Raw genomic sequence first — 19,562 nt, 5'->3', positions numbered from 1 at the left:
GATCATCCCTTGCTCGCGCCTGCGGTGATTCCAGCGACGAAGTAGCGCTGAAGGAAGATGTACGCCACGACGACCGGCATCGACGCGATGATGACGCCGGCGAACATGGCGGGATAGTTCGTCTGGAACTCACCCTGGAAGCCCAGCAGAGCGAGCGGGAGCGTCTCGTAGGCCGCGTCCTGGACGAAGAGCAGCGGGAACAGCAGGTCGTTCCAGATGATCACGAACAGGAAGATGGCGGTCGCCGCGATCGACGGCGTCGACAGCGGGAGCACGATCGACCAGTACGTGCGCCAGGGTCCGGAGCCGTCGATCGAGCTCGCCTCGTACAGCTCGCGCGGGAGCGTCTTCATGAACCCGCCGAGGATGAACACCGTGATCGGCAGCGAGTGCACGACCTCGATCAGGATGAGCCCGACGAGCGAGTTGAGCAGCCCCATCGACGCGAACATCACGTACAGCGGCACCATGATCGCCTGCGCCGGGATCGACATCCCGAGCACGAGCACGCCGAAGATCAACCAGCCGCGCCAGCCGGGGATCCGGGCGACCGCGTAGGCGGCGAGGCTCCCGATGAACAGGGCGAGCAGCAGCGAGACCGCTGTGACGATCACGCTGTTGACGAAGGGCGTTCCCAGGTCGGCCGTTCCGAAAAGGGTCTCGTAGTTGGCGAGCGACGGAGCCGACGGCGGCGCGAACGGCGCGGAGAACAGCTCCTGACTGGACTTGAAGCTGCCGAAGATCACGACCGTCAGCGGGACGATGATGAGGATCGAGTAGACGAGGAGGATGCCCCATCGGGAGACTTTGGCGATCATGGTTCCCTCAGCTCTGAGCCTGGGTGAACTTCAGCACTCGGCGCTGCAGGATCACGACGGCGCCGATGAGCGCCATGAAGATGATCGATTCGGCAGCGGCGTAGCCGTACTGGAAGTTCGCGAAAGAGGTGTAGATGCGGGTCGAGAGGATGTCGAGCGCCGTCTGCGGCGGGTTGCCCACCATGCCCAGCACGAGGTCGAACGCCTTGAACGCCTGGATGGTGGTGTAGGCCACCACGATCGTCATCGCCGGGGCCACGAGGGGCCACGTGATCGACTTGAACTGCTGCCAGCGGCTCGCGCCATCCACTTCGGCCGCCTCGTAGAGTTCGCGCGGGATGTTCTGCAGCCCCGCGATGAAGACGACCATCATCTGCCCCGAATGGAACCAGACCTGGGTGACGGCCAGCCAGATGATCGCGGTGTTCGCGTCACCCAGATAGCTGCCCTCGAGCCCTCCCAGTCCCACGGCTCGGAGGGCGCTGTTCGCAAGTCCGAAGCTGGGGTCGTAGACGAACTTCCAGATGAATCCGACCGACACCGACGACAGGATCGTCGGGAAGAAGAACAGCGCACGCAGCAGCACGGAACCACGGGAGTTCCGCACGAGCAGCAGCGCGAGCACCAGGGAGAACATCGTCTGGAAGATGACGACGATCAGGAGGAACTGGAGGTTGTTACCCAGCGCGTTCGCGAAGAGGCTGTCCTGGGTGAAGGCACGGACGAAGTTGTCGACGCCGACGTAGTCGAACGTCGCCGAGTAGCCGTCCCAGTTCGTGACCGCGTATTGGAACGACTGCGCCAGCGGCAGCAGGAAGAAGAAGGTGATCAGCGCGAGCGCCGGGAGGGGGAACAGGAAGAGTCTCCAGTCCACCCTCATCGGACTGCGCCTGCGAGTATTGCCAGCCATCAGCTCTGCTGCTGGTCGATGATCTGCTGCGCCGCTTCGGCGGCCTGCTCTGGCGACGTACCTGCGGCGACCTTCACGCACGACTCCCACACCGCGTTAGCCATGTCCAGGTTGGTGAACTGGTAACGGGGGGCGAGCGCGATCTTCTTGTCGAGGAAAGCAGCAGCCTTCGCGAGGTCGGGGTTGGTGTACTCGACGCCCGCGACCGTGACGAACTGCGCCGTCTCGTTCGCGTAGTACTGCGCGGACTCCTTGCGGCTGAGGAACTCGACCCAGGCGAGGGCAGCGGGCTGCACCTTGCTGGCGGCGTTGACGCCGAGCATGAAGGTGGCGTTGTAGACGCCCTCCCACTTTCCCTTGCCCTTCGGCGCGGGGTTGGGGAAGATCATGTCCATGTCGAACGTGCTGCCGAGGCCGCGCACGGTCGCCAGGCTGTAGGAACCCGTCGCAAGCATGGCCGCCTGACCGCTCGCGAACAGCTGCTGCGACGACTCGTAGCTCGTTCCGGTGAAGTTCGTCTGGAAGAACGGCGCGAGCTGCTGGTACTTCTTCAGCACCTTGAGGAACCAGTCGTCGGTGACCTTGAGCTTGCCGGCCTGCACTTGCGTGAACATGTCGTCCGAGGGCGCGTCGTAGAGCACGAGGCTGTTGACCAGCTGCGCTGCGTTGCCCTGATCGCCACCCGGCCAGGAGATCGGTGTGACACCGGACGACTTCAGCTTGTCGCAGGCGTCCAGGAAGGAGTCCCAGTCGGCCGGGGCGACATCGGCCTTGGCCTTGTCGAAGAGATCCACGTTCGCGACGGGCATCAGGAGGACCGTCTGATACGGGATCGCCAGCTGCTTGCCGTCGGCCACGCCCGCCTCGATGAGCTCGGGGGTGTACGACTTCGGCGCCTTGGTCGCAGACAGGTCGGTGAGCACCTCGGCATCGACGAAGCTGGCGAACTGGGCGCCGCGGAAGCTGGTGAGGGCATCGCCGCTCGCACCGTTCCGCACGCGCTGGAGCGCCTGGCGGGAGTAGTCGTTCGAAGCCGTGATGTCTTGCACGACGGTGACGTCGGCGTATTCCTTCCGGAATCGCTTGATCAGTTCGTCGAAGGCGTTCTGATCCTCACCACGCCAGTGTGCGAAGGAGACTTCGCCGGTGGCTTTTCCGGATGCCGGAGGCGTGGGGCCGGCTGCCGGACCTGCCGCTCCGCCGCCGGGGCGGGTTCCGGGGGCCGCACAGGATGCGAGCAGCATTCCTGCTCCGGCGATTCCCGCCAGTTGCAGGATGTTGCGCCGGGTCATGCCGTTCTCGGGCTGGACCGTCATGTTCTGTTCCTCTCTCGTCGTTGAGCTGACACACCGTGGGGCCGTGGTCGAGTGATCGTAACACCAGATTCTCACCTGTGGCAAGAGGTCTGACCACTGACCTCAAAACACATGCCGACGACGGTGATCACACCGCCGGCGCCTCCGGGGATTCGAGCGCGTTCGCCCGCAACGCCGTGCGGTAGGCAGCGCGGATGTGACGACGTGCGGCGGCACGCGCGCCCGCCTCGTCACCCGTCTTGAGTGCGTGCAGGATCGCTTCGTGATCGTGACGCGACTTCTCGAGTCGCCCCTCGACCTGGATGGTCGTACGCATACCCTCGCGGATGAGATCGTTGAGCACACCCAGCGTCTGATCGAGGAACGGGTTGTCCGCCGCCGCGGCGATGCGCATGTGGAACTCGACATCCAGGTCCTGGAGCGTCGACCAGTCCTTCACAGGCTCGGCAGCCTTCGCGTTCAGCGCACGCAGCGCGTCCTCGACAGCGCCGAGCGCCTCTTCGTCGCCGATCTTCGCCGCCCAGCCGGCGGCCGGGACCTCGAGCGCCTCGCGCATGTCGAAGAGGTGGTTGACCGTCAGGATGGCCTCATCCAGCCCCTTGCGCAGACCCTCGTAGAGCGGTGGACGCTGGATGAACACGCCCTGGCCGCGCCGGACATCGAGGTAACCCCGGGCCTCAAGGAACTTGACGCCCTCCCGCACGGACGGCCGCGAGACGCCCAGCAGTTCGGCGAGCTCGCGTTCCGAGGGCAGCCGATCCTCCGGCTTGAGGGCCTCGGTCTCGATGAATCTCAGGATCTCGTCGGCCACTCGCTCCGGCACACTCGAACGATCACCGACGGCTCGCCAGCTCACCATGCTCGTATCTCCCCTCCCGCATCACGCGGCAACATCGCCGTCGGCGCAATGATGCTCATCCTATTGGCCGGTCCACCGTGTTCCATGGAGGGAGCAAGGGCCATGTCGACCAGGAAATCCTCGCCGTGCGGGTCCCCGCCGCCGCCTGCGCGCAGGGCGCTGAACTCGTCGGGATCCCACTCGAGGCGGAATGCGCCGATGCGCCATCGGCCATCGCCGCCGGCGGGCACCGATGCGCCGAACGCGCCCCAGGGGATGCCGAAGACGGCGTCCCAGCCGCAGACGTTCCGTTGCGCATCGCGCCGGATCCGCGCATCGGTCACCCACCCCGCGCAACTCCACGAGTCGTCGAAGACCTGCACGGGCCCGCCCGGGTCATGCACGCGGAGGTCTCGGACGGTACCGATGGGGCTCACCTGGAACTCGTACAGGCACGGGTCTCCCGGCGGGCGCAGGTAGACCTCGACGGCGCCCTCCTGCCACACCTTGTCCTTGTACCGCGTCATCGTGACCCGGATCTCCGCGGCCTCCGCCGTGAATCGCACCCAGAGGAATCCGTCCGTCGATGCGGCCTGCACGAGCGTCGACATCCGCGGGGCAGCACCCGTCTCGGCATCCACCAGCGACCGGCCGGGAAGAGCCGCCCAACGCGGATCATCCCATCCGCTCGGCGTGCTGTCCCACAGGGGAACGGCGAGCGCCGCACCCGCAGATGTCTTCTCGCTCACGCGCCCGCGGCTGCCTTCTCCTCGACGAGCGTCTCGCGCCAGTCCACATCGGCGAACTCCGCACGGGTCACCATGCGGTTCTCCGCGACGGCGATCTGCGACGCATAGCAGGTGAGCATGTTCTCGAGGCCCGTGCGCCAGTTCGTGTACGGCTCCACACCGTCGAGCACCATGGCGCTGAAGGCGTCGTGCATCTCGTAGTAGCCGTAGTGGTGCTGGTCGGCCAGAGGGCTCGTGGTCGGGATCACCGTCCGGGTGCCGTCGTCGGTCTCGACGTCGAACTTCTCGAACGTCCCACGGATCGTGCCGCGGTCGCCGACGAGCAGGAAGTCGTCGGAGTGCGTCAGGGAACGCCGGAAATAGGTGAACGTGTGCGCCGCCCGGAAGCCCGGGAAGTCGATGATCAGCACGCCGTTGTCCTCGAACTCGAAGTCATCGGGGAAGGTCTCGCGACCGCCGAAGCCCGCGATCGCCTGCCACGGGAGCTCCCCGCTGAGACGGTAGATCATGTCGAGCCAGTGCACACCCTCCTTGATCATCGAGCCATCGACCTCGGCGTACTTCTTGCGGTGAACCGGTCGCCACGGGCCGCGGTGGTAGTCGAACCGGATCTGGCGCGGCGTCCCGATCTCACCCGAGGCGATGATCTCGCGGATCGCCGTCGCGAAGCCGCTGTAGCTGAGCTGGAAGCCCAGCATGTAGTGGTTCGGGTTCTGTCGAGCGGCCTCGGAGATCGCGAAGGCCTCGTCCATCGTGCGGGCCATCGGCTTCGTCGACAGGACGTACTTGCGCGCCTCGAGAGCCTTGATCGCGAACGGGGCGTGCAGCACATCCGGCAGGACGAGCACGACGGCATCGATGTCGTCACGCGCCAGCACGGCGTCGAAGTCGGAGAGATACTCGACGTCGCCGAATCCGGGGGCGTTGCGCGAGGCCTTCACCCAGTCCTTGTGGTGCTGGAACACGGCGGCGCTCGCATCGACCTCGTCGATGTTCTCCTCACCGGTGAGCCAGTGCCACGGGCGAGGGTTCGTGTCGCAGACGGCGACGAGGGTGTAGCGCGGGTGGTGCAGGACGGTATAGACGTCCTCCAGGCCTTGGACGAGTCCGACGATCGCGACGCGGACGGTAGTGCTCGACATGATTTCCCTTTCGGTGGGTTTTGAGGAGGTACGGATCAGGGTTCGAGGGCCGAAGCGGTCTGCGTCTGCGGATCGCTGCGCGGAAGGATGCTGCGCCCGCCGTCGCAGCGGATGATCTCGCCGACGATGAAGCTCGCGCTCGGCGACGCGAGGAACGCGATCACGGCCGCAACCTCCTCAGGCGCTCCGAAGCGGTCGAGGAGACTGGTGCCGGGCGGCGCCGTGTCGGGAGACACCCAGGCCGCGATCGCGCCCGGCTCGACGGCGTTGACGCGGATCCCGCGAGCGGCGTAGTCGATGGCCATCGAACGGGTCAGCGTGGCGACCGCTGCCTTGGACGCGGCGTAGGCCGCCCAGCCGGCGATCGGTCGCTCGCGCTGCAGGGCCGTGAGATTGATGATGGCGCCGCCTCGCGGCATCCGCTCGACAGCTTGACGAGTGCAGCGGACGACGCCGAGGACGTTGACCTGCAGCACGTCGTCCCACTGGTCGTCGGTCAGCTCGCCGACCTCGCCCCGATGGTCGTATCGCGCCGCGTTGTTGACCAGCACGTCGAGTCCGCCCCACGCCTCGTCGATGGACGAGAAGGCATGCTCCACCGCGGCGGCGTCGGCCAGGTCCACGGGAACGGCGAGATGGCCCTCGCCATGAAGCGACGCGAGCACCTCGCGCACTCGGTCTGCGTCTCGGTCGAGCACCGCGACCTGATGGCCATCCGCGGCGAACCGCCGTGCGGTGGCGCGGCCGATGCCGGCTCCTGCTCCGGTGATGACGATGCGATCAGGCATTCCGGCTCCCGTCGTGACGTACAGAGAACGTGCGGTTGAGATGAGCCTCGGTCAGGAGATCGGTCACGCGGTGCCGCGCATCGCCCTGAGTCACCTCGGCCGTGCCGGTGCAGAGCCACCAGTAGAGCATCGTCTGCCCTTCCGCGAGGAAGTCCCACGTGTAGTAGGCGCGGGCCTTCGCCTGCAGCGCGAGCTCGATCGATCCCGCTCCCTCCGGGAGCTCGATGGCGACATCCCACGCCTGCGCGACGAGCATGTTCGTCTGGGGATCGAGCCACGTCCGCGTGGTGCGGACCGACAGACCATCGCCGGTCACGTCCCACGTCTGCTCGCCCACGGTCACCTGCGCCCAGGCAGAGCCGAGCGAGGGTCGCGCGAGCAGGGCGACGCTCAGTCCCTCACCCGAGGCGGTGTACCAGCACACGCCCCCGCCGGTGAGCAGACGCACCGGATCGTGCGTGCGCCCGAGATGGATGTGCCGCTCGTGCACGGCGTGCGCATCGCGGATCGATACGCTCCTGCCCGGCAGGATGAGCTCGCCGGACGCGCGTCCCGATGCGATCCACCAGCGGTTCGCCCGGGCGTCGAGGCTCTCCGCCGGATCGGTGAACCACATGGGCTCGGCATCGAGGTCGATGCGGATGTCGGCCTCGACGCCCGCGTGGGATCCCGCGATGCCGAAGGTCGGTGGCGCCGCCAGATACGTACGGTGCGGTGTCGTCCACTCGACGGCGCCCGGCGTCGATGCGACGGTGACCTCGGACCAGTCGTAGTGATCGCGCTCATCCCAGCCGATCGCGATGAAGTCGTTGTCGTGCAGCTCGGGCGGGGCATCCGCCGGCGCCGCGACGAAGAGCGTCTGGTCGAGACCGAAGTTCCCAGGACGATAGGACCCGCCCTCGAGTCCACGGATGAGGTACGGCGAGCTCCAGAAGAGGTAGTCGGTGTCGGCGTCGCGGCCGCGGATGCTCCAGCCGTTGTTCTCCCAGAGCTGCTTCTCCTCGCCGACACGGTCCCGGTGATCGAGGTACTCCGATGCCGGGAAGCTGCTGTCCTCGATCACGCGACGCCTCCGTCCGCATACGGGTGCGTGTTCGAGCCGACCCGCAGCTGCGCGAGATGCGCGCTCACCGCGTCGGCGAGCGTCAGCGGTGAGGCATCGGGCCAGCGCCCGAGCCGAGCGTGCACATCGGCGCAGACGCGGGCCAGCCGGTCGGGTGCATCGGACTCGATGACCGCGTCCGCTGCCGAGACCGCGGTTCCGATCGCGTCCACCGCCTCCGCGCTCGCCGCGAGGAAAGCGTCCACGGAGGCGCCGGTGAGCCGCGCCTCGTGCGCGGCATCCATCGTCTCGAGGTCGAGCGTGCGCAGCAGGTCGACCGTCGAGCGATAGGCGAGCACATCGATATAGTGCGGCGGCAGAAGGCACCCCTCACCGTCGATCACTCCCCACCCCATGACGGCATCGCCGAGGAAAGCGTGCCTGCGGGCGTCCGAGACCACGACGACATGCCCGCCCGAATGACCGGGCGCGGGCAGCACGCGCCAGTGCTCGCCGTCACCCAGGTCGATGCGCGCAGCGCCCGTGAGCCGAACGTCGACGGCGACAGCCTCGCCGGCACGCGAGCGCAGCTGCGCCACCCGATCGTCATCGAGCACGACGCCCTCGTCGCGAAAGCGGTCGTATCGCTCTGCGACCAGCACGTCGAGATCCTCCATCAGCCGCGCGTCGAGCGCGTGCGCCATCGTCACCAGCTGCGGAACTGCTTCTCGCAGTTCCGTGATGCCGCCGAAGTGGTCGACGTCGCCGTGGGTGATGACGGCGATGTTCCGCGCGGGCGGCGTCAGACCGCGGGTGGCGAGTGCGGGAAGGATGGCATCGCGGGGCGTCCCGGCGATGCCGGCGTCGATCCACAGCCAGGCGTCCGATCCGCAGACGATCGCGGTGCGCACGGGCTTCACGCGGCCGATGCGCCCCTCGACCATGATGATCTCGGCGGGCATCAGGAGTCCCGCCGATACCGTTCGAGCAGCTCGAGATCGACGTCCACTCCGAGGCCGGGACCGTCGGGGAGGTGGATACCGCCGCCCTCGCGGCGCGGGCTCTCGACGAGCAGGTCCGACTCGTTCAGGTCGTACGCGAGCGCGCAGGGGAATTCGAGCTCCGGAAGCGCCGCAGCGACCTGCAGATGCGCGGCCTCGGAGATCCCGAGGGGCACCCGCTCACCGAGAGTCATGCGCGCGCCGAACGAGCGCGCGATCGCCGCTATCTCCATGACCGGCGCGATGCCGCCGCATTTGCCGATGTAGGCGTGGAGCACATCGGCGCCCCGACCCGACAGCAGCACCCGGGCTTCGGGCGATGACACGAAGCCCTCGTCGGAGATGATCGGCACCGCTGACTCCTGCACGACGCGCGCGTTGGACTCGACGTCCCAGAACGCGCACGGCTGCTCGACGGCCTCGAGTCCGTAGGGGGTGTAGCGGCCGATCGCGGCCACCGCCTCGGGCGCGGCCCACGCCTGGTTCGCATCCAGCCGGATCCGGATGCCGTCGTCGACGACCTCGCGAATGGCGCGGAGACGCGCTTCGTCGGCACGGGGGTCGGCGCCGACCCGCACCTTGAGCAGTTCATACCCGGCGGCGACGTAGTGCTGGGCGAGCTCGGCGGACTGCTCCGGGCTTCCCACACCGACGTTCTTGACGGTGGGGATGCGCTCACGACGGATCCCGCCGATGAGCTGCGCGACCGAGAGGCCGAGGTGCTTTCCCTGCAGGTCGAAGAAGGCCATCTCGATCGCCGCGCGGAGGGGATTCCAATGCCAGAGCCGCTCCACCGCCAGCATCTCCTGCTGATCGATCGCGCGGTGCAGCCCCTCGATGTCGAAGATGTCGCGGCCGACGACGACCCCGTCGAGCTGATCCTCGACGACCCGGTGCATCGAGCGCACCCGGGTGACGCACTCCCCCCACCCGTAGCTGCCGTCGCGTGTCGTCACCCGCACCAGCGAGAACCACGAGGACTGATCGGAGTTCCCACGCTGCAGCGCGAAGACGCCGCGGCGCGGCACTCGGACGGGGAAGACCTCGATGCTCTCGACGAGGACGGCTCCGTGCGGCATCAGCTCTCCTCCTTCGTGACGCCCCCGGAGAGGGCGCTGAGATCCGGGACGTCGAGTTTGATCAGGGCGGTCTCGAGTTCGCGCAGCTCATCGGTCGACAGCCCGGTCAGCGGTGCGGCGAGCGTCGGGGTGCAGATCCCCTGCAGAGCCAGTGCGCCCTTCGCGCCGGCCGGGAAGGGTCCGCGTCGCAGCGCGAGGATCAGCTTCGTGAGAGCCGCCTGCGCGTGGCGCGCTGTCGACAGGTCTCCCGTGCGGATGGCGTCGACGAGGCGGACGACCCGACCCGGTGCGACCGAGGATGCGAGGGTGATCCCTCCGGCCGCGCCGAGCAGAATGCTGGGCAGGATGAGCGAGTCGGTGCCCACGTAGGTGAACCACGGGCGATCCGTCGTGTCGCCGATCGCGATCACCTGCTGCAGATACTCGAGATCGCGGTTCGAGTCCTTGACTCCGGCCAGCGCGCCGGATGCCGCGAGGTGCGCGACCGTGGCCGGCTCGAGGCGCACACCGGTGAAGGCGGGGATGTGATAGCCGAGCACGGGTGTGCTCGCGACGCCGGCGATGTCCTCATAGAGCGCGATGACGCCGCGCTGGTCGAGCACTCCGTAGGAGGGTGGTGCCACCAGCACGGCGGCGATCGGAAGAGCGCAGACGCGCTCGACGTCGGCCCGGGTGTGGTGCAGGTCGGTGGCGGCCACGCCGACGATGACGGGCACGCGGCCGCCGACGGCGTCGAGGCCGACTTCGACCGTGCGCTCGCGCACGGCGGTGCCGACGGAGGCCACCTCCCCGGACGATCCGAGCACGAGAACGCCGTCGACACCGCTTCCGACAGCTCGGTCGATGAGGGCGCGGAGGGCCGGCTCGTCGAGTTCTCGATCGACGGTGAGGGGCGTGGGCAACGCGGGAATCACGCCGTTCGGCAGGGTGGACGGGTTGGCTGAGGTGGGGGTCGACAGTGACACGTGGCCGATGCTAGCATCACCATCACACGTTGGCAAGAGGTCAGACCACTGACCAGCTGATTGATGGACCGAAGGAGTTTCTGGTGGCAGCGACGCGCGCGATCCTCTCGATCGATGCGGGAACGACGGGCACACGCGCGGCGTGGGTCGGAGAGGACGGTGTCGTCCGCGACGTCTGCTACCGCCGACTCACTCTGAGCGCCGGATCGTGGGGCGTGATCGAGCAGGATGCGGCGTCGATCCTCACCCATACGATCGACGCCGCCCGTGCGGCGATCGCTGCAGCACGCCAGGCCGGTGTCGAGATCGAAGCGCTCGCCCTCTCCACTCAGCGTGCGACGGCGGTCCTGTGGGACGACCGGACCGGCGAGCCCCTCGCCCCCGCGGTGAGCTGGCAGGACACGCGATTCGCGCAGCGGCTGAACACCTTCGCCGAGGAATGGGACAGCCGACTGCGCGCCTCCGTCGGGCGCGGCGTCGGCATCCGCTCCCCCTTCCTCTGGGCCGCCGATCTGCTCGCGCGGGATGCGGCGGTCGCACAGGTCCACGCCATGGGCGCGCTGCGACTCGGCACGATCGAGACCTGGCTCCTGAACCGACTGTCACTCGACGGCACGCACGTCGCGACCGCGTCGATGGCGGCAGCGACCGGCGGATACCGCCTCGCCGAGCATGCCTACGAGACCAACTGGATCGAGGCCCTCGGCTGCCCGCTCGACATCCTCCCCGCGCTGCGCGAAGACGTCTCCCACCTCGCGACCACCTCACCCGTCGTCCTGGGCATCTCCGTGCCGATCCTCGCGGCGCTCGGCGACCAGCTCGCCGGGGGCGTCGGTCTGGGAGCGATCCGGCGCGGCCAGGTGCTCTGCGTGCACGGCACCGGAAGCTTCGTCGACGTCCTGGTCGGCAGCGAACCACCGGCGGCGCCCACCGGACCCGTGACCTCGATCGTCACCGCGCGCCGCGACGGGGTGTCGTCCTTCGCGCTCGAATCGTTCACGGCGAACACCGGATCCGCGCTGGAATGGCTCTGCCGGGGCATCGGCCTCTTCGACGCTCCCGCCGACATCTCGCGCATCGCCCAGCAGGCCGCCGGCCCCTCCGACTCGTGGTTCGTCCCGAGCCTCACGGGCCTGCGCACGCCCGAGGATGCCGACGCGCGCGGCTCTTTCACCGGACTGAGTCTCGGGACGACCCGGGAAGACCTCGCGCGCGCTGTGCTCGAAGGCATCGCGCACTCCGTGGCGACCACGGTCGAGCAGACCGCCGCCGCGGCGAGGACCGACGTGGACCAGGTGATCGTGGGCGGCGGGCTCTCGGCGAGCGATCTGTTCCTGCAGCTGCAGGCCGACACCACGGGGATCCCGATCCTGCGGCCCCCCGGCGCGAAAGCCGCATCTCTGCGCGGCGCGGCGTTCCTCGCCGGCTCCGGCCTCCTCTGGGAAGACCTCGAGGCCGCCGTCGCGACGATTCCCGCGGCCGATGTCTTCGCCCCGTCGACACCGCCTGTCGAGCGCGCCGCGCGACGACGCCGATGGAACCACGTGATCGAAGCCGAACTGATGCTGGCGAACAGCCGCCGCACGATGAGAGAGGAACAGCAGTGAACCTGCTCCCGATGAGAAGACCGGACGCGCTCAAGGCCGCCATGGCCGCGGCCCCCCAGCCATCCCGCAGATCCGAGGCGATCGCGCGACTACAGGGCGAGGAATTCGACATGGTGATCGTGGGCGGCGGGATCACCGGCTCCTACGCCGCTCTCGACGCCGCACTGCGCGGGTACCGCGTCGCCCTGCTCGAGAAGGACGACTTCGCGTCGGGCACGTCATCGAAGTCGTCGAAGATGATCCACGGCGGCCTGCGCTACATCGAGCAGGGGAACCTTCCGCTCGTGCGCCACTCCCTCCTCGAGCGGCAGCGCCTGCGCAAGAACGCGGCGCACCTCGTGCAACGGCTGCCCTTCCTCTTTCCGGTGCTGTCGAGCGACGGCGTCTTCGATCCTCGCCTGGCGAAGGGATTCGAGGCGCTGCTGTGGAGCTACGACCTCGCCGGCGGCTGGCGCGAGGGCGTGCTGCATCAGAAACTCACCCCGCAGGAGGTGCTCTCGCATTGCCCGACGTTCCGCGACGGTGCGCTCAGAGGTGGACTGATGTACTACGACGCCCGGGCGGATGACGCGCGCCTCACCCTGACCGTCGCGCGCACGGCCGCGTTCCACGGCGCGGTCGTCCTGAACGGCGCGAAGGTGACGGAGGTCGTCCGCACCGGACGGAAGGTCGCGGGCGTGGGCGTCGAGGTGGACGGCGCCGACCTCCGCGTCCGTGCCCGGACGGTCGTCGTCGCGACCGGCTCGTGGCTGCGCGAGTGGACGGGCGCAGCAACCGAGGTGGAGACGCCGAACATCCGACCCGCCAAGGGCGTGCATATCGTCGTGCCATGGCTGAAGATCCGTAACGACTGCACCGTCACGATCCCGGTGCCCGGGCGCGCCCGACGGGCGACGATCACCCGTTGGGGCGACACCGCCTACATCGGGACGACCGATGAGGACTACACCGGCGATCTGGACGATGTGCACTGCACTCGCGAGGAACGCGACTTCCTGCTCGAAGGTGCCGCCACGGCGCTCGACACCGACCTCGAGCCCGACGACGTCCTCGGCAGCATCGCCGGCACGCGACCGCTTGTCGCGCCTCCGGGAGGCAAGACCGTGGAGGTGAAGCGCAACCATGAGATCCGGGTGGACCCCGACGGCCTCGTCACTGTCGTGGGAGGCAAGCTCACCACGGCCCGCCACATGGCGGAGCAGACGATCGATGCAGCGCAGCGGGTGCTCGGCACCTCGCGGCGGTGCCGGACGAAGGATGCGCCCCTCCTCGGAGCCGCCGGCTACGACCCGCAGTCGATCGTCGCGACCGGAGGGCTGGCGGCGCACTTCGGCGAACGCTATGGCACGCAGGCGGGCGTCGTGTCGACGCTCCTCGCATCCGACCCCGACCTGCAGCAGCCACTCATCGACGGTCTGCCGTATCGCGCGGGAGAGGTCGTCTTCTCGGCACGCTACGAGTTCGCCCGGTCGATCGACGACGTGTTGTCCCGCCGCACGCGCGCGCGGCTCGCCGCACGAGACGCCTCGGGAGCGGCCGCCCGTCGCGTCGGCGAGTTGCTGCAGGGCGAGCTCGGCTTCGACGATGCCGAGCTCGAACGCCAGATCGACCACTACCTCACCACCATCGCCCGCGAGCGCGACGTCCTCACCGGCGCCGCGGAAGGAGCACACCAATGATCAGCAGAGAAGCCATCGTCCGGGGATACAACCGCGGCAACTACACCGTGGGCGCGCCGACTGCGCCGCACTGGGGCGGCCGCACCGTGGCCCCCGCATCCGAGACGAGCACGGGCCTTCAGACCGATGTCGTGCACGTGCCCGCCGAGACGCTCGAGCAGCTGGCGGCGACCTCGGACGAGATCGTGGCGGCGCGTGACGAGATCATCGCGGGGACGCGCGACTGGTGGGCGCGATCGATGATCGCCGAGACGTCCGGCGAACCGGCGACCCCGGAGGCCGTGATCGTGCGCGTGTCGACGGTCGAGCAGGTGCAGGGTGTGCTGCGCATCGCATCCGCGGCGTCGATCCCGGTCACCGTGTCCGCAGGGCGGAGCAACGTCACCGGCGCTGCCCTTCCGCTGCGCGGAGGCATCGTGCTGGACGTGTGCGGACTCGACCGCTTCATCGGCTTCGACGATTCCAGCCAGATCGTCGAGGTGGAAGCCGGGATGTTCGGCGACCTGTTCGAGACGCGCATCCAGGAGGAGTTCGGGATGACCACGGGCCACTGGCCCTCGTCGTTCGCCATCAGCACCGTCGGCGGATGGGTCGCGTGCCGCGGAGCCGGTCAGCTGTCGACCCGCTACGGGAAGATCGAGGACATGGTCTTCGGCCTCGACGTCGTGCTCGCCGACGGCACCCTGATCACCGTGGGCGACGCGGGCCGCGCTGCAGTCGGGCCCGATCTGATGCAGCTCTTCGTCGGCTCCGAGGGAACGCTCGGCGTCATCGTGCGCGTACGGCTGAAGCTGCACCGCCTGCCCGACTACGGCGCGGCCGTCGCCTACGGGTTCCGCACGTTCGCGGAGGGTCTCGACGCCTGCCGTCGCATCCTGCAGGCCGGTGCGACTCCCGCGGCACTGCGACTGTACGACGAACTCGAGAGCGGCGTGCAGTTCGGGCACGCCGATCTGAACGTGCTCCTCATCGCCGACGAGGGCCCCCGCGGTCTGGTCGATGCGGGCCTCGACATCGCCCGGCGGGAGTGTCGAGAGATAGGCGGCGCCGTGCTGGACGGTGACGCGATCTTCGAGCGCTGGCTCGACACGCGGTATCTGACCGGGAAGAGCTCGGAGGGATTCACACCCGGTCCGGGCTTCGTCTCGGACACGCTCGAGATGATCGCCCGGTGGCGCGACCTCCCGGCCATCTACGACGAGGTTGTCGCCGCCCTCTCCGCGGTGCCGGGCACTCTCGCGGGTTCTGCGCACCAGTCACACGCTTACGTCGACAGTGCGTGCCTCTACTTCTCGCTGCGCGGTGATGTCGAGCCCGAACGACGAGCAGACTGGTACCGTCGGGCCTGGGATGCCGCGAATGCGGTGCTCCTCCGGTACGGCGCCACTCTCAGCCACCACCACGGCATCGGCCTCCTCCGTGGCGACTACATGCGCGACTCGCTCGGAGCGGGTTACTCCGTGCTGGAGCAGGTCAAACGCACGCTGGACCCGCAGAACATCCTCAACCCCGGAAAGCTGGGCCTGCCGCTATGACCGACGAGCTCCTCGTCATCGCCCGCTACGTCGCGCTGCCCGGCGAGGAGGCCACTGTTCGCTCTCTCCTCGTCGAGCTGGCCGCCGCGAGCAGGCGGGAGGAGGGCAACATCTCGTACGAGGTGACCCAGGACATCATGGAACCGGAGCGGTTCGTGATCGTCGAGGTGTACACGGACGACGCGGCGTTCGCCGCCCATCGCGAATCCGAGCACTTCCAGCATGTGGGTTTCGGGCAGATCATCCCGCGACTCGCATCCCGGGTCGTGCAGAAGATCTCCGGCGCTGCCCGCGTGTAGCGGTCCGTTCGCGCCTGGCTCACGCGGCACTGCCCGCGTTCGAGTCAGGCGCGAACCGCGTGCGGCAGGGCCGTGGACTCCCCTCGGGTGAGCCGCTGTCCTCGACGGTGCACGATCTCGGCCTGCACGGCGATCATGATCGCCACGACCAACAGGATCTGCGCGAAGCTCGATCCGGTCTGGATGCCGGACAGCTGCGCGAACACCGTGATCGCGATCTTCGTGATGATCATCGCGATGAAGAGCGACACGGTCAGCCACGTTCCCTGACGAAGCACGTCGCCGTTCTCGTCGGTCCACACCCGCGTGAGCAACCCTCGGGCCACTCCCACCACGGCGCTCAGAGCGATGCCGATCGCCAGGACGACCCAGCCGCCGGAGTCTCCCGGGAGCACCCAGCCGCTCACGCCCAGACTGACCAGGCCGACCCCACCGTAGATGAGCGCCATCTTGAAGCGCCCCGCACCGCCTGCCGGGCCGACGCGGGTCTGCCGATAGATCGCGTAGGAGACCATCGCTGCGAGGAAGACGAGCTGAATGAGATTCATGATTTCTCCAAGTTAAGATACGAACATGTTTCTTAAATGAGAACATGACTTGATAGGATACGCAAGTGGATCTTATTTCCGAGCCGAATAAGGCAAGCCGTCGCCGTGGCGATGAACTCGAGGCGGCCCTGCTGTCCGCGGCGTGGGACCAGCTGATGGAAGCCGGCTACGGCGGCTTCACCTTCGACGCGATCGCCGAACGCGCGCACACGAGCAAGCCCGTGCTGTATCGGCGGTGGCCGACCCGATCCGCACTCCTCGCTGCCACCCTGGGCAGGCGGGGAGCGGCCGACGCGCTCCGCGCCCCGGAGACCGGCAGCGTCCGCACCGACCTGATAGCGGTGCTCGAACAGGCGAACGAGCGACCGGAGCGCTTCCTCGTGATGTTCAGCGTCATCGCAGGGGGCTTCGCCGAAGAGGGTCTGCGCCCGGAGGACATCCGCGACCAGTTCCTCGCGCAGACACCGTCGACCGTGGGGAGGATCCTCGACGAAGCGCGGCACAGAGGAGAGATCCCGGATGCGCCGATCGCCGCCTCGGTGCGCGACGTGCTGTTCGATCTGTTCCGTATGCGGCTGTTCCTGGCATCCTCTCCTCTTCCACGCAGAGATCTCATCTCGCTCGTCGACGACATCTACCTGCCGCTCATCACCGCCTGACGCACGCTTTCGCCGCTCGGCGCTCGACCCGCTCGTCCGAACTTCGCAGAACGACACGAACCTCGCAGAGATCCCGGGGATTCCTGCGAGGTTCGTGCTGCTCTGCGAGCGCGCGCGAACTTTCTCGAAAAAGTTCAGTATTCGGTGTTGCTAAGTACCGGTACTCAGTGTTACTTTGTACCGGTACCCAGCAACACTGAGTACCGAGACAAGAGAGAGGAGGACCTGATGGGCAAGCAGATGACCGAGATGCTCAAGGGCACTCTGGAGGGCATCGTTCTGGCCCTCCTGGCCGAGCAACCGGCTTACGGGTACGAGATCACCGCGCGCGTGCGCGACCACGGGTTCACCGACATCGCCGAGGGCACGATCTACGCACTGCTCGTGCGCATCGAGCAGAAGAGCCTCGTCGACGTCGAGAAGGTCCCGAGCGAGAAGGGCCCGCCGCGCAAGGTGTACAGCCTGAACGCCGCGGGCACGCAGGAACTCGAGGACTTCTGGAACACCTGGAGCTTCCTCAAGAAGCACATCGAAAAGCTGAACACGAACAACACCGACAACAAGGAGAACTGATCATGGCCGCGAAGTGGATCGAAGCCCTCACCGGATCGCTCGAAGAGAAGCGACAGTACAAGCAGGCTCAGGCCCGCATCAACGCGCTCCCCGAGCCGTACCGCGAGGTCGCGAAGGCACAGCAGCGCTACAACATGTACTACGGCGGCGTCACCGACGGCGACGTCATCGTGCAGATGTTCCTCGACATCGCCGACCTGTGGGAGCGCGCCGCGATCGACGGCACCCCGGTCGCCGCGATCGTGGGCGATGACCCCGTCGAGTTCGCCGAGAACTACGCGGCGGCGTACGGCGGTCGCCAGTGGATCGACAAGGAGCGCACCCGCCTCATCAAGGCGTTCGACGACGCGAAGAAGAAGGAGAACGAATCATGAGCAACGCAGCCATCAGCGTGAAGGGACTGAAGAAGTCCTTCAAGGACCTGCATGTCCTGCGCGGCGTCGACTTCGAGGTGCAGAAGGGCAGCATCTTCGCCCTCCTCGGGTCGAACGGCGCCGGCAAGACCACCGTGGTGCGCATCCTCTCCACCCTGCTGAAGGCGGATGCCGGAACGGCGACCGTGCAGGGCGTGGATGTCGCGACCAACCCGCTCGGCGTCCGCGAGAAGATCAGCCTCACCGGGCAGTTCGCCGCGGTCGACGAGATCCTCTCCGGTCGCGAGAACCTCGTGCTCGTCGCGAAGCTGCGGCACCTCCCCGACGCGGGAAAGGTCGCCGACGACCTGCTCGCGACGTTCCGTCTCACGGATGCCGGTGCCCGCAAGGTCGGCACCTACTCGGGCGGCATGCGCCGCCGGCTCGACATCGCGATGAGCCTGGTCGGACACCCCGAGGTCATCTACCTCGATGAGCCGACCACGGGCCTCGACCCCGAAGCCCGCATCGAGGTGTGGGACGTCATCAAGGAGCTCGCGAACACCGGCACCACGGTGCTGCTCACCACGCAGTACCTCGACGAGGCGGAGCAGCTGGCCGACCGCATCGCGATCCTGCACGAGGGCCGCATCATCGCCAACGGCACCCTCGCCGAACTGAAGAAGCTGCTCCCGGCCGCCAAGGTCGAGTACGTCGAGAAGCAGCCCACCCTCGAGGAGATCTTCCTCACCCTCATCGGCCCGTCTTCCACGAAGGAGAACGCAGCATGACCACGCACTTCGCCGCCGACACGGCGACGCTCACCGGCCGCTCCATGCGGCACATCTTCCGCAGTCCCGACACGATCATCACGACCGCGGTCACCCCGATCGCCCTGATGCTGCTGTTCGTGTACGTCTTCGGCGGCGCACTCCGTCAGAGCACCGGCGCCGAGAACTACGTGAACTACCTGCTTCCCGGCATCCTGCTCATCGCCATCGCATCCGGCATCGCCTACACGGCGTTCCGGCTGTTCACCGACATGCAGAGCGGCATCTTCGAGCGGTTCCACTCCATGCCGATCGCCCGATCGAGCGTGCTGTGGGCTCACGTGCTGACCTCCCTCACCGCGAACGCGATCACCCTCGCGATCATCTTCGGCGTCGGATTCCTGATGGGCTTCCGCACCGGGGCAAGTGTCGGGGCATGGCTCGCCGTGATCGGCATCCTGATGCTGTTCACGCTGGCCCTCACCTGGCTGGCCATCATCGCCGGTCTGAACGCCAAGACGGTCGACGGCGCGAGCGCCTTCTCGTACCCGCTGATCTTCCTGCCGTTCATCAGCTCGGCCTTCGTGCCCACCGACACGATGCCCGGTCCGGTGCAGTGGTTCGCCGACAACCAGCCGGTCACCTCGATCGTCAACACCATCCAGGCGCTGTTCGCCGAGAAGCCCGTCGGCAACGACATCTGGGTCGCTCTCGCCTGGTGCGTCGGCATCCTCGTGGTCGCCTACGTGTTCGCGATCATCTCCTACCGGAAGAAGGTCAGTTGATCTCTTCGAGCGGGACGGGACGCTCCGTCCGGGGTTCACACCCCGGCCGGGGCGTTTCGCTGCGCTCGGCGCATGCGATGATGCCGCGGGCTGGGGATGACTTCTC

At 67.7% G+C, this 19,562-nt stretch carries 21 protein-coding genes; 9 read left to right on the top strand and 12 right to left on the bottom strand.

Going from position 1 to position 19,562, the window contains the following annotated elements:
* Window positions 1–2: 2 nt before the first annotated feature.
* From LC452_RS07605 to LC452_RS07555, 11 genes are all read right to left on the bottom strand, one after another.
* Window positions 3–818, bottom strand: coding sequence for a carbohydrate ABC transporter permease (locus tag LC452_RS07605; RefSeq protein WP_223623800.1), 816 nt, complete (start codon window positions 816–818; stop codon window positions 3–5).
* A gap of 7 nt (window positions 819–825) precedes the next feature.
* Window positions 826–1,698 carry a carbohydrate ABC transporter permease gene (locus LC452_RS07600; RefSeq protein ID WP_374197762.1) on the bottom strand — a complete coding sequence of 291 codons (873 nt, stop codon included), beginning with the start codon at window positions 1,696–1,698 and terminating at the stop codon, window positions 826–828.
* A gap of 29 nt (window positions 1,699–1,727) precedes the next feature.
* On the bottom strand, window positions 1,728–3,044 hold the full coding sequence (locus LC452_RS07595; protein ID WP_223623796.1) for an ABC transporter substrate-binding protein: 1,317 nt from the start codon (window positions 3,042–3,044) through the stop codon (window positions 1,728–1,730).
* Window positions 3,045–3,171: 127 nt separating this feature from the next.
* Entirely contained in the window at window positions 3,172–3,867 is a 696-nt protein-coding gene (locus LC452_RS07590; RefSeq protein ID WP_223623794.1) for a FadR/GntR family transcriptional regulator, read from the bottom strand.
* 29 nt (window positions 3,868–3,896) lie between these two features.
* Window positions 3,897–4,631, bottom strand: coding sequence for a carbohydrate-binding family 9-like protein (locus LC452_RS07585; RefSeq protein WP_223623793.1), 735 nt, complete (start codon window positions 4,629–4,631; stop codon window positions 3,897–3,899).
* Entirely contained in the window at window positions 4,628–5,773 is a 1,146-nt protein-coding gene (locus LC452_RS07580) for a Gfo/Idh/MocA family protein (RefSeq protein ID WP_223623791.1), read from the bottom strand. Before LC452_RS07580 ends, LC452_RS07585 begins: the two co-directional genes overlap by 4 nt.
* 35 nt (window positions 5,774–5,808) lie before the next feature.
* The gene (locus LC452_RS07575) at window positions 5,809–6,561 is read right to left on the bottom strand and encodes an SDR family NAD(P)-dependent oxidoreductase (RefSeq protein WP_223623789.1); all 753 of its coding nucleotides are present in this window, start codon (window positions 6,559–6,561) and stop codon (window positions 5,809–5,811) included.
* Window positions 6,554–7,624, bottom strand: a complete 1,071-nt coding sequence (locus LC452_RS07570) for a hypothetical protein (protein WP_223623787.1) — start codon at window positions 7,622–7,624, stop codon at window positions 6,554–6,556. The genes LC452_RS07575 and LC452_RS07570 overlap by 8 nt, the downstream gene beginning before the upstream one ends.
* Window positions 7,621–8,565, bottom strand: a complete 945-nt coding sequence (locus LC452_RS07565) for an MBL fold metallo-hydrolase (RefSeq protein WP_223623785.1) — start codon at window positions 8,563–8,565, stop codon at window positions 7,621–7,623. The genes LC452_RS07570 and LC452_RS07565 overlap by 4 nt, the downstream gene beginning before the upstream one ends.
* Window positions 8,565–9,683, bottom strand: a complete 1,119-nt coding sequence (locus LC452_RS07560) for a mandelate racemase/muconate lactonizing enzyme family protein (protein ID WP_223623783.1) — start codon at window positions 9,681–9,683, stop codon at window positions 8,565–8,567. Before LC452_RS07560 ends, LC452_RS07565 begins: the two co-directional genes overlap by 1 nt.
* Complete coding sequence (locus LC452_RS07555) at window positions 9,683–10,648, bottom strand: dihydrodipicolinate synthase family protein (protein WP_223623781.1); 966 nt, start codon at window positions 10,646–10,648, stop codon at window positions 9,683–9,685. Before LC452_RS07555 ends, LC452_RS07560 begins: the two co-directional genes overlap by 1 nt.
* An 83-nt stretch (window positions 10,649–10,731) precedes the next feature.
* Between LC452_RS07555 and LC452_RS07550 the strand changes: the two genes are divergently transcribed.
* From LC452_RS07550 to LC452_RS07535, 4 genes are all read left to right on the top strand, one after another.
* The gene (locus tag LC452_RS07550; protein ID WP_223623778.1) at window positions 10,732–12,255 is read left to right on the top strand and encodes an FGGY-family carbohydrate kinase; all 1,524 of its coding nucleotides are present in this window, start codon (window positions 10,732–10,734) and stop codon (window positions 12,253–12,255) included.
* Between the two features lie 110 nt (window positions 12,256–12,365).
* Window positions 12,366–13,934 (top strand): glycerol-3-phosphate dehydrogenase/oxidase, encoded by a 1,569-nt coding sequence (locus tag LC452_RS07545; RefSeq protein ID WP_263293793.1) that lies wholly within the window; start codon window positions 12,366–12,368, stop codon window positions 13,932–13,934.
* Complete coding sequence (locus LC452_RS07540) at window positions 13,931–15,469, top strand: FAD-binding oxidoreductase (protein ID WP_223623776.1); 1,539 nt, start codon at window positions 13,931–13,933, stop codon at window positions 15,467–15,469. Before LC452_RS07545 ends, LC452_RS07540 begins: the two co-directional genes overlap by 4 nt.
* Window positions 15,466–15,768 carry a putative quinol monooxygenase gene (locus LC452_RS07535; protein WP_223623774.1) on the top strand — a complete coding sequence of 101 codons (303 nt, stop codon included), beginning with the start codon at window positions 15,466–15,468 and terminating at the stop codon, window positions 15,766–15,768. Before LC452_RS07540 ends, LC452_RS07535 begins: the two co-directional genes overlap by 4 nt.
* A gap of 44 nt (window positions 15,769–15,812) precedes the next feature.
* On the opposite strand, the gene LC452_RS07530 is transcribed toward LC452_RS07535, so the two are convergent.
* Entirely contained in the window at window positions 15,813–16,316 is a 504-nt protein-coding gene (locus LC452_RS07530) for a hypothetical protein (RefSeq protein WP_223623772.1), read from the bottom strand.
* A 65-nt stretch (window positions 16,317–16,381) separates the two neighbouring features.
* Here LC452_RS07530 and LC452_RS07525 point away from each other — a divergent pair, with 65 nt between their 5' ends.
* From LC452_RS07525 to LC452_RS07505, 5 genes are all read left to right on the top strand, one after another.
* Complete coding sequence (locus LC452_RS07525) at window positions 16,382–16,975, top strand: TetR/AcrR family transcriptional regulator (RefSeq protein ID WP_223623770.1); 594 nt, start codon at window positions 16,382–16,384, stop codon at window positions 16,973–16,975.
* Between the two features lie 228 nt (window positions 16,976–17,203).
* Window positions 17,204–17,548 (top strand): PadR family transcriptional regulator, encoded by a 345-nt coding sequence (locus tag LC452_RS07520; RefSeq protein ID WP_223623768.1) that lies wholly within the window; start codon window positions 17,204–17,206, stop codon window positions 17,546–17,548.
* A gap of 2 nt (window positions 17,549–17,550) precedes the next feature.
* Window positions 17,551–17,922 (top strand): DUF1048 domain-containing protein, encoded by a 372-nt coding sequence (locus tag LC452_RS07515; protein ID WP_223623766.1) that lies wholly within the window; start codon window positions 17,551–17,553, stop codon window positions 17,920–17,922.
* Window positions 17,919–18,692, top strand: a complete 774-nt coding sequence (locus LC452_RS07510) for an ABC transporter ATP-binding protein (RefSeq protein WP_223623765.1) — start codon at window positions 17,919–17,921, stop codon at window positions 18,690–18,692. The genes LC452_RS07515 and LC452_RS07510 overlap by 4 nt, the downstream gene beginning before the upstream one ends.
* Entirely contained in the window at window positions 18,689–19,456 is a 768-nt protein-coding gene (locus LC452_RS07505; protein WP_223623763.1) for an ABC transporter permease, read from the top strand. The genes LC452_RS07510 and LC452_RS07505 overlap by 4 nt, the downstream gene beginning before the upstream one ends.
* Window positions 19,457–19,562: the final 106 nt, after the last annotated feature.

This window comes from Microbacterium sp. EST19A, from assembly GCF_019969685.1.
Lineage (GTDB): Bacteria > Actinomycetota > Actinomycetes > Actinomycetales > Microbacteriaceae > Microbacterium.
The sequence above is the reverse complement of the archived record's forward strand: the minus strand, read 5'-3'. Positions and strand labels throughout refer to the sequence as shown.

Coding starts and splice junctions, on each gene's coding strand:
- LC452_RS07605 (WP_223623800.1), bottom strand. CDS start 818: ATGATCGCCAAAGTCTCCCGATGGGGCATCCTCCTCGTCTACTCGATC.
- LC452_RS07600 (WP_374197762.1), bottom strand. CDS start 1,698: ATGAGGGTGGACTGGAGACTCTTCCTGTTCCCCCTCCCGGCGCTCGCG.
- LC452_RS07595 (WP_223623796.1), bottom strand. CDS start 3,044: ATGACGGTCCAGCCCGAGAACGGCATGACCCGGCGCAACATCCTGCAA.
- LC452_RS07580 (WP_223623791.1), bottom strand. CDS start 5,773: ATGTCGAGCACTACCGTCCGCGTCGCGATCGTCGGACTCGTCCAAGGC.
- LC452_RS07575 (WP_223623789.1), bottom strand. CDS start 6,561: ATGCCTGATCGCATCGTCATCACCGGAGCAGGAGCCGGCATCGGCCGC.
- LC452_RS07565 (WP_223623785.1), bottom strand. CDS start 8,565: ATGCCCGCCGAGATCATCATGGTCGAGGGGCGCATCGGCCGCGTGAAG.
- LC452_RS07560 (WP_223623783.1), bottom strand. CDS start 9,683: ATGCCGCACGGAGCCGTCCTCGTCGAGAGCATCGAGGTCTTCCCCGTC.
- LC452_RS07545 (WP_263293793.1), top strand. CDS start 12,366: ATGGTGATCGTGGGCGGCGGGATCACCGGCTCCTACGCCGCTCTCGAC.
- LC452_RS07540 (WP_223623776.1), top strand. CDS start 13,931: ATGATCAGCAGAGAAGCCATCGTCCGGGGATACAACCGCGGCAACTAC.
- LC452_RS07535 (WP_223623774.1), top strand. CDS start 15,466: ATGACCGACGAGCTCCTCGTCATCGCCCGCTACGTCGCGCTGCCCGGC.
- LC452_RS07530 (WP_223623772.1), bottom strand. CDS start 16,316: ATGAATCTCATTCAGCTCGTCTTCCTCGCAGCGATGGTCTCCTACGCG.
- LC452_RS07520 (WP_223623768.1), top strand. CDS start 17,204: ATGGGCAAGCAGATGACCGAGATGCTCAAGGGCACTCTGGAGGGCATC.
- LC452_RS07515 (WP_223623766.1), top strand. CDS start 17,551: ATGGCCGCGAAGTGGATCGAAGCCCTCACCGGATCGCTCGAAGAGAAG.
- LC452_RS07510 (WP_223623765.1), top strand. CDS start 17,919: ATGAGCAACGCAGCCATCAGCGTGAAGGGACTGAAGAAGTCCTTCAAG.
- LC452_RS07505 (WP_223623763.1), top strand. CDS start 18,689: ATGACCACGCACTTCGCCGCCGACACGGCGACGCTCACCGGCCGCTCC.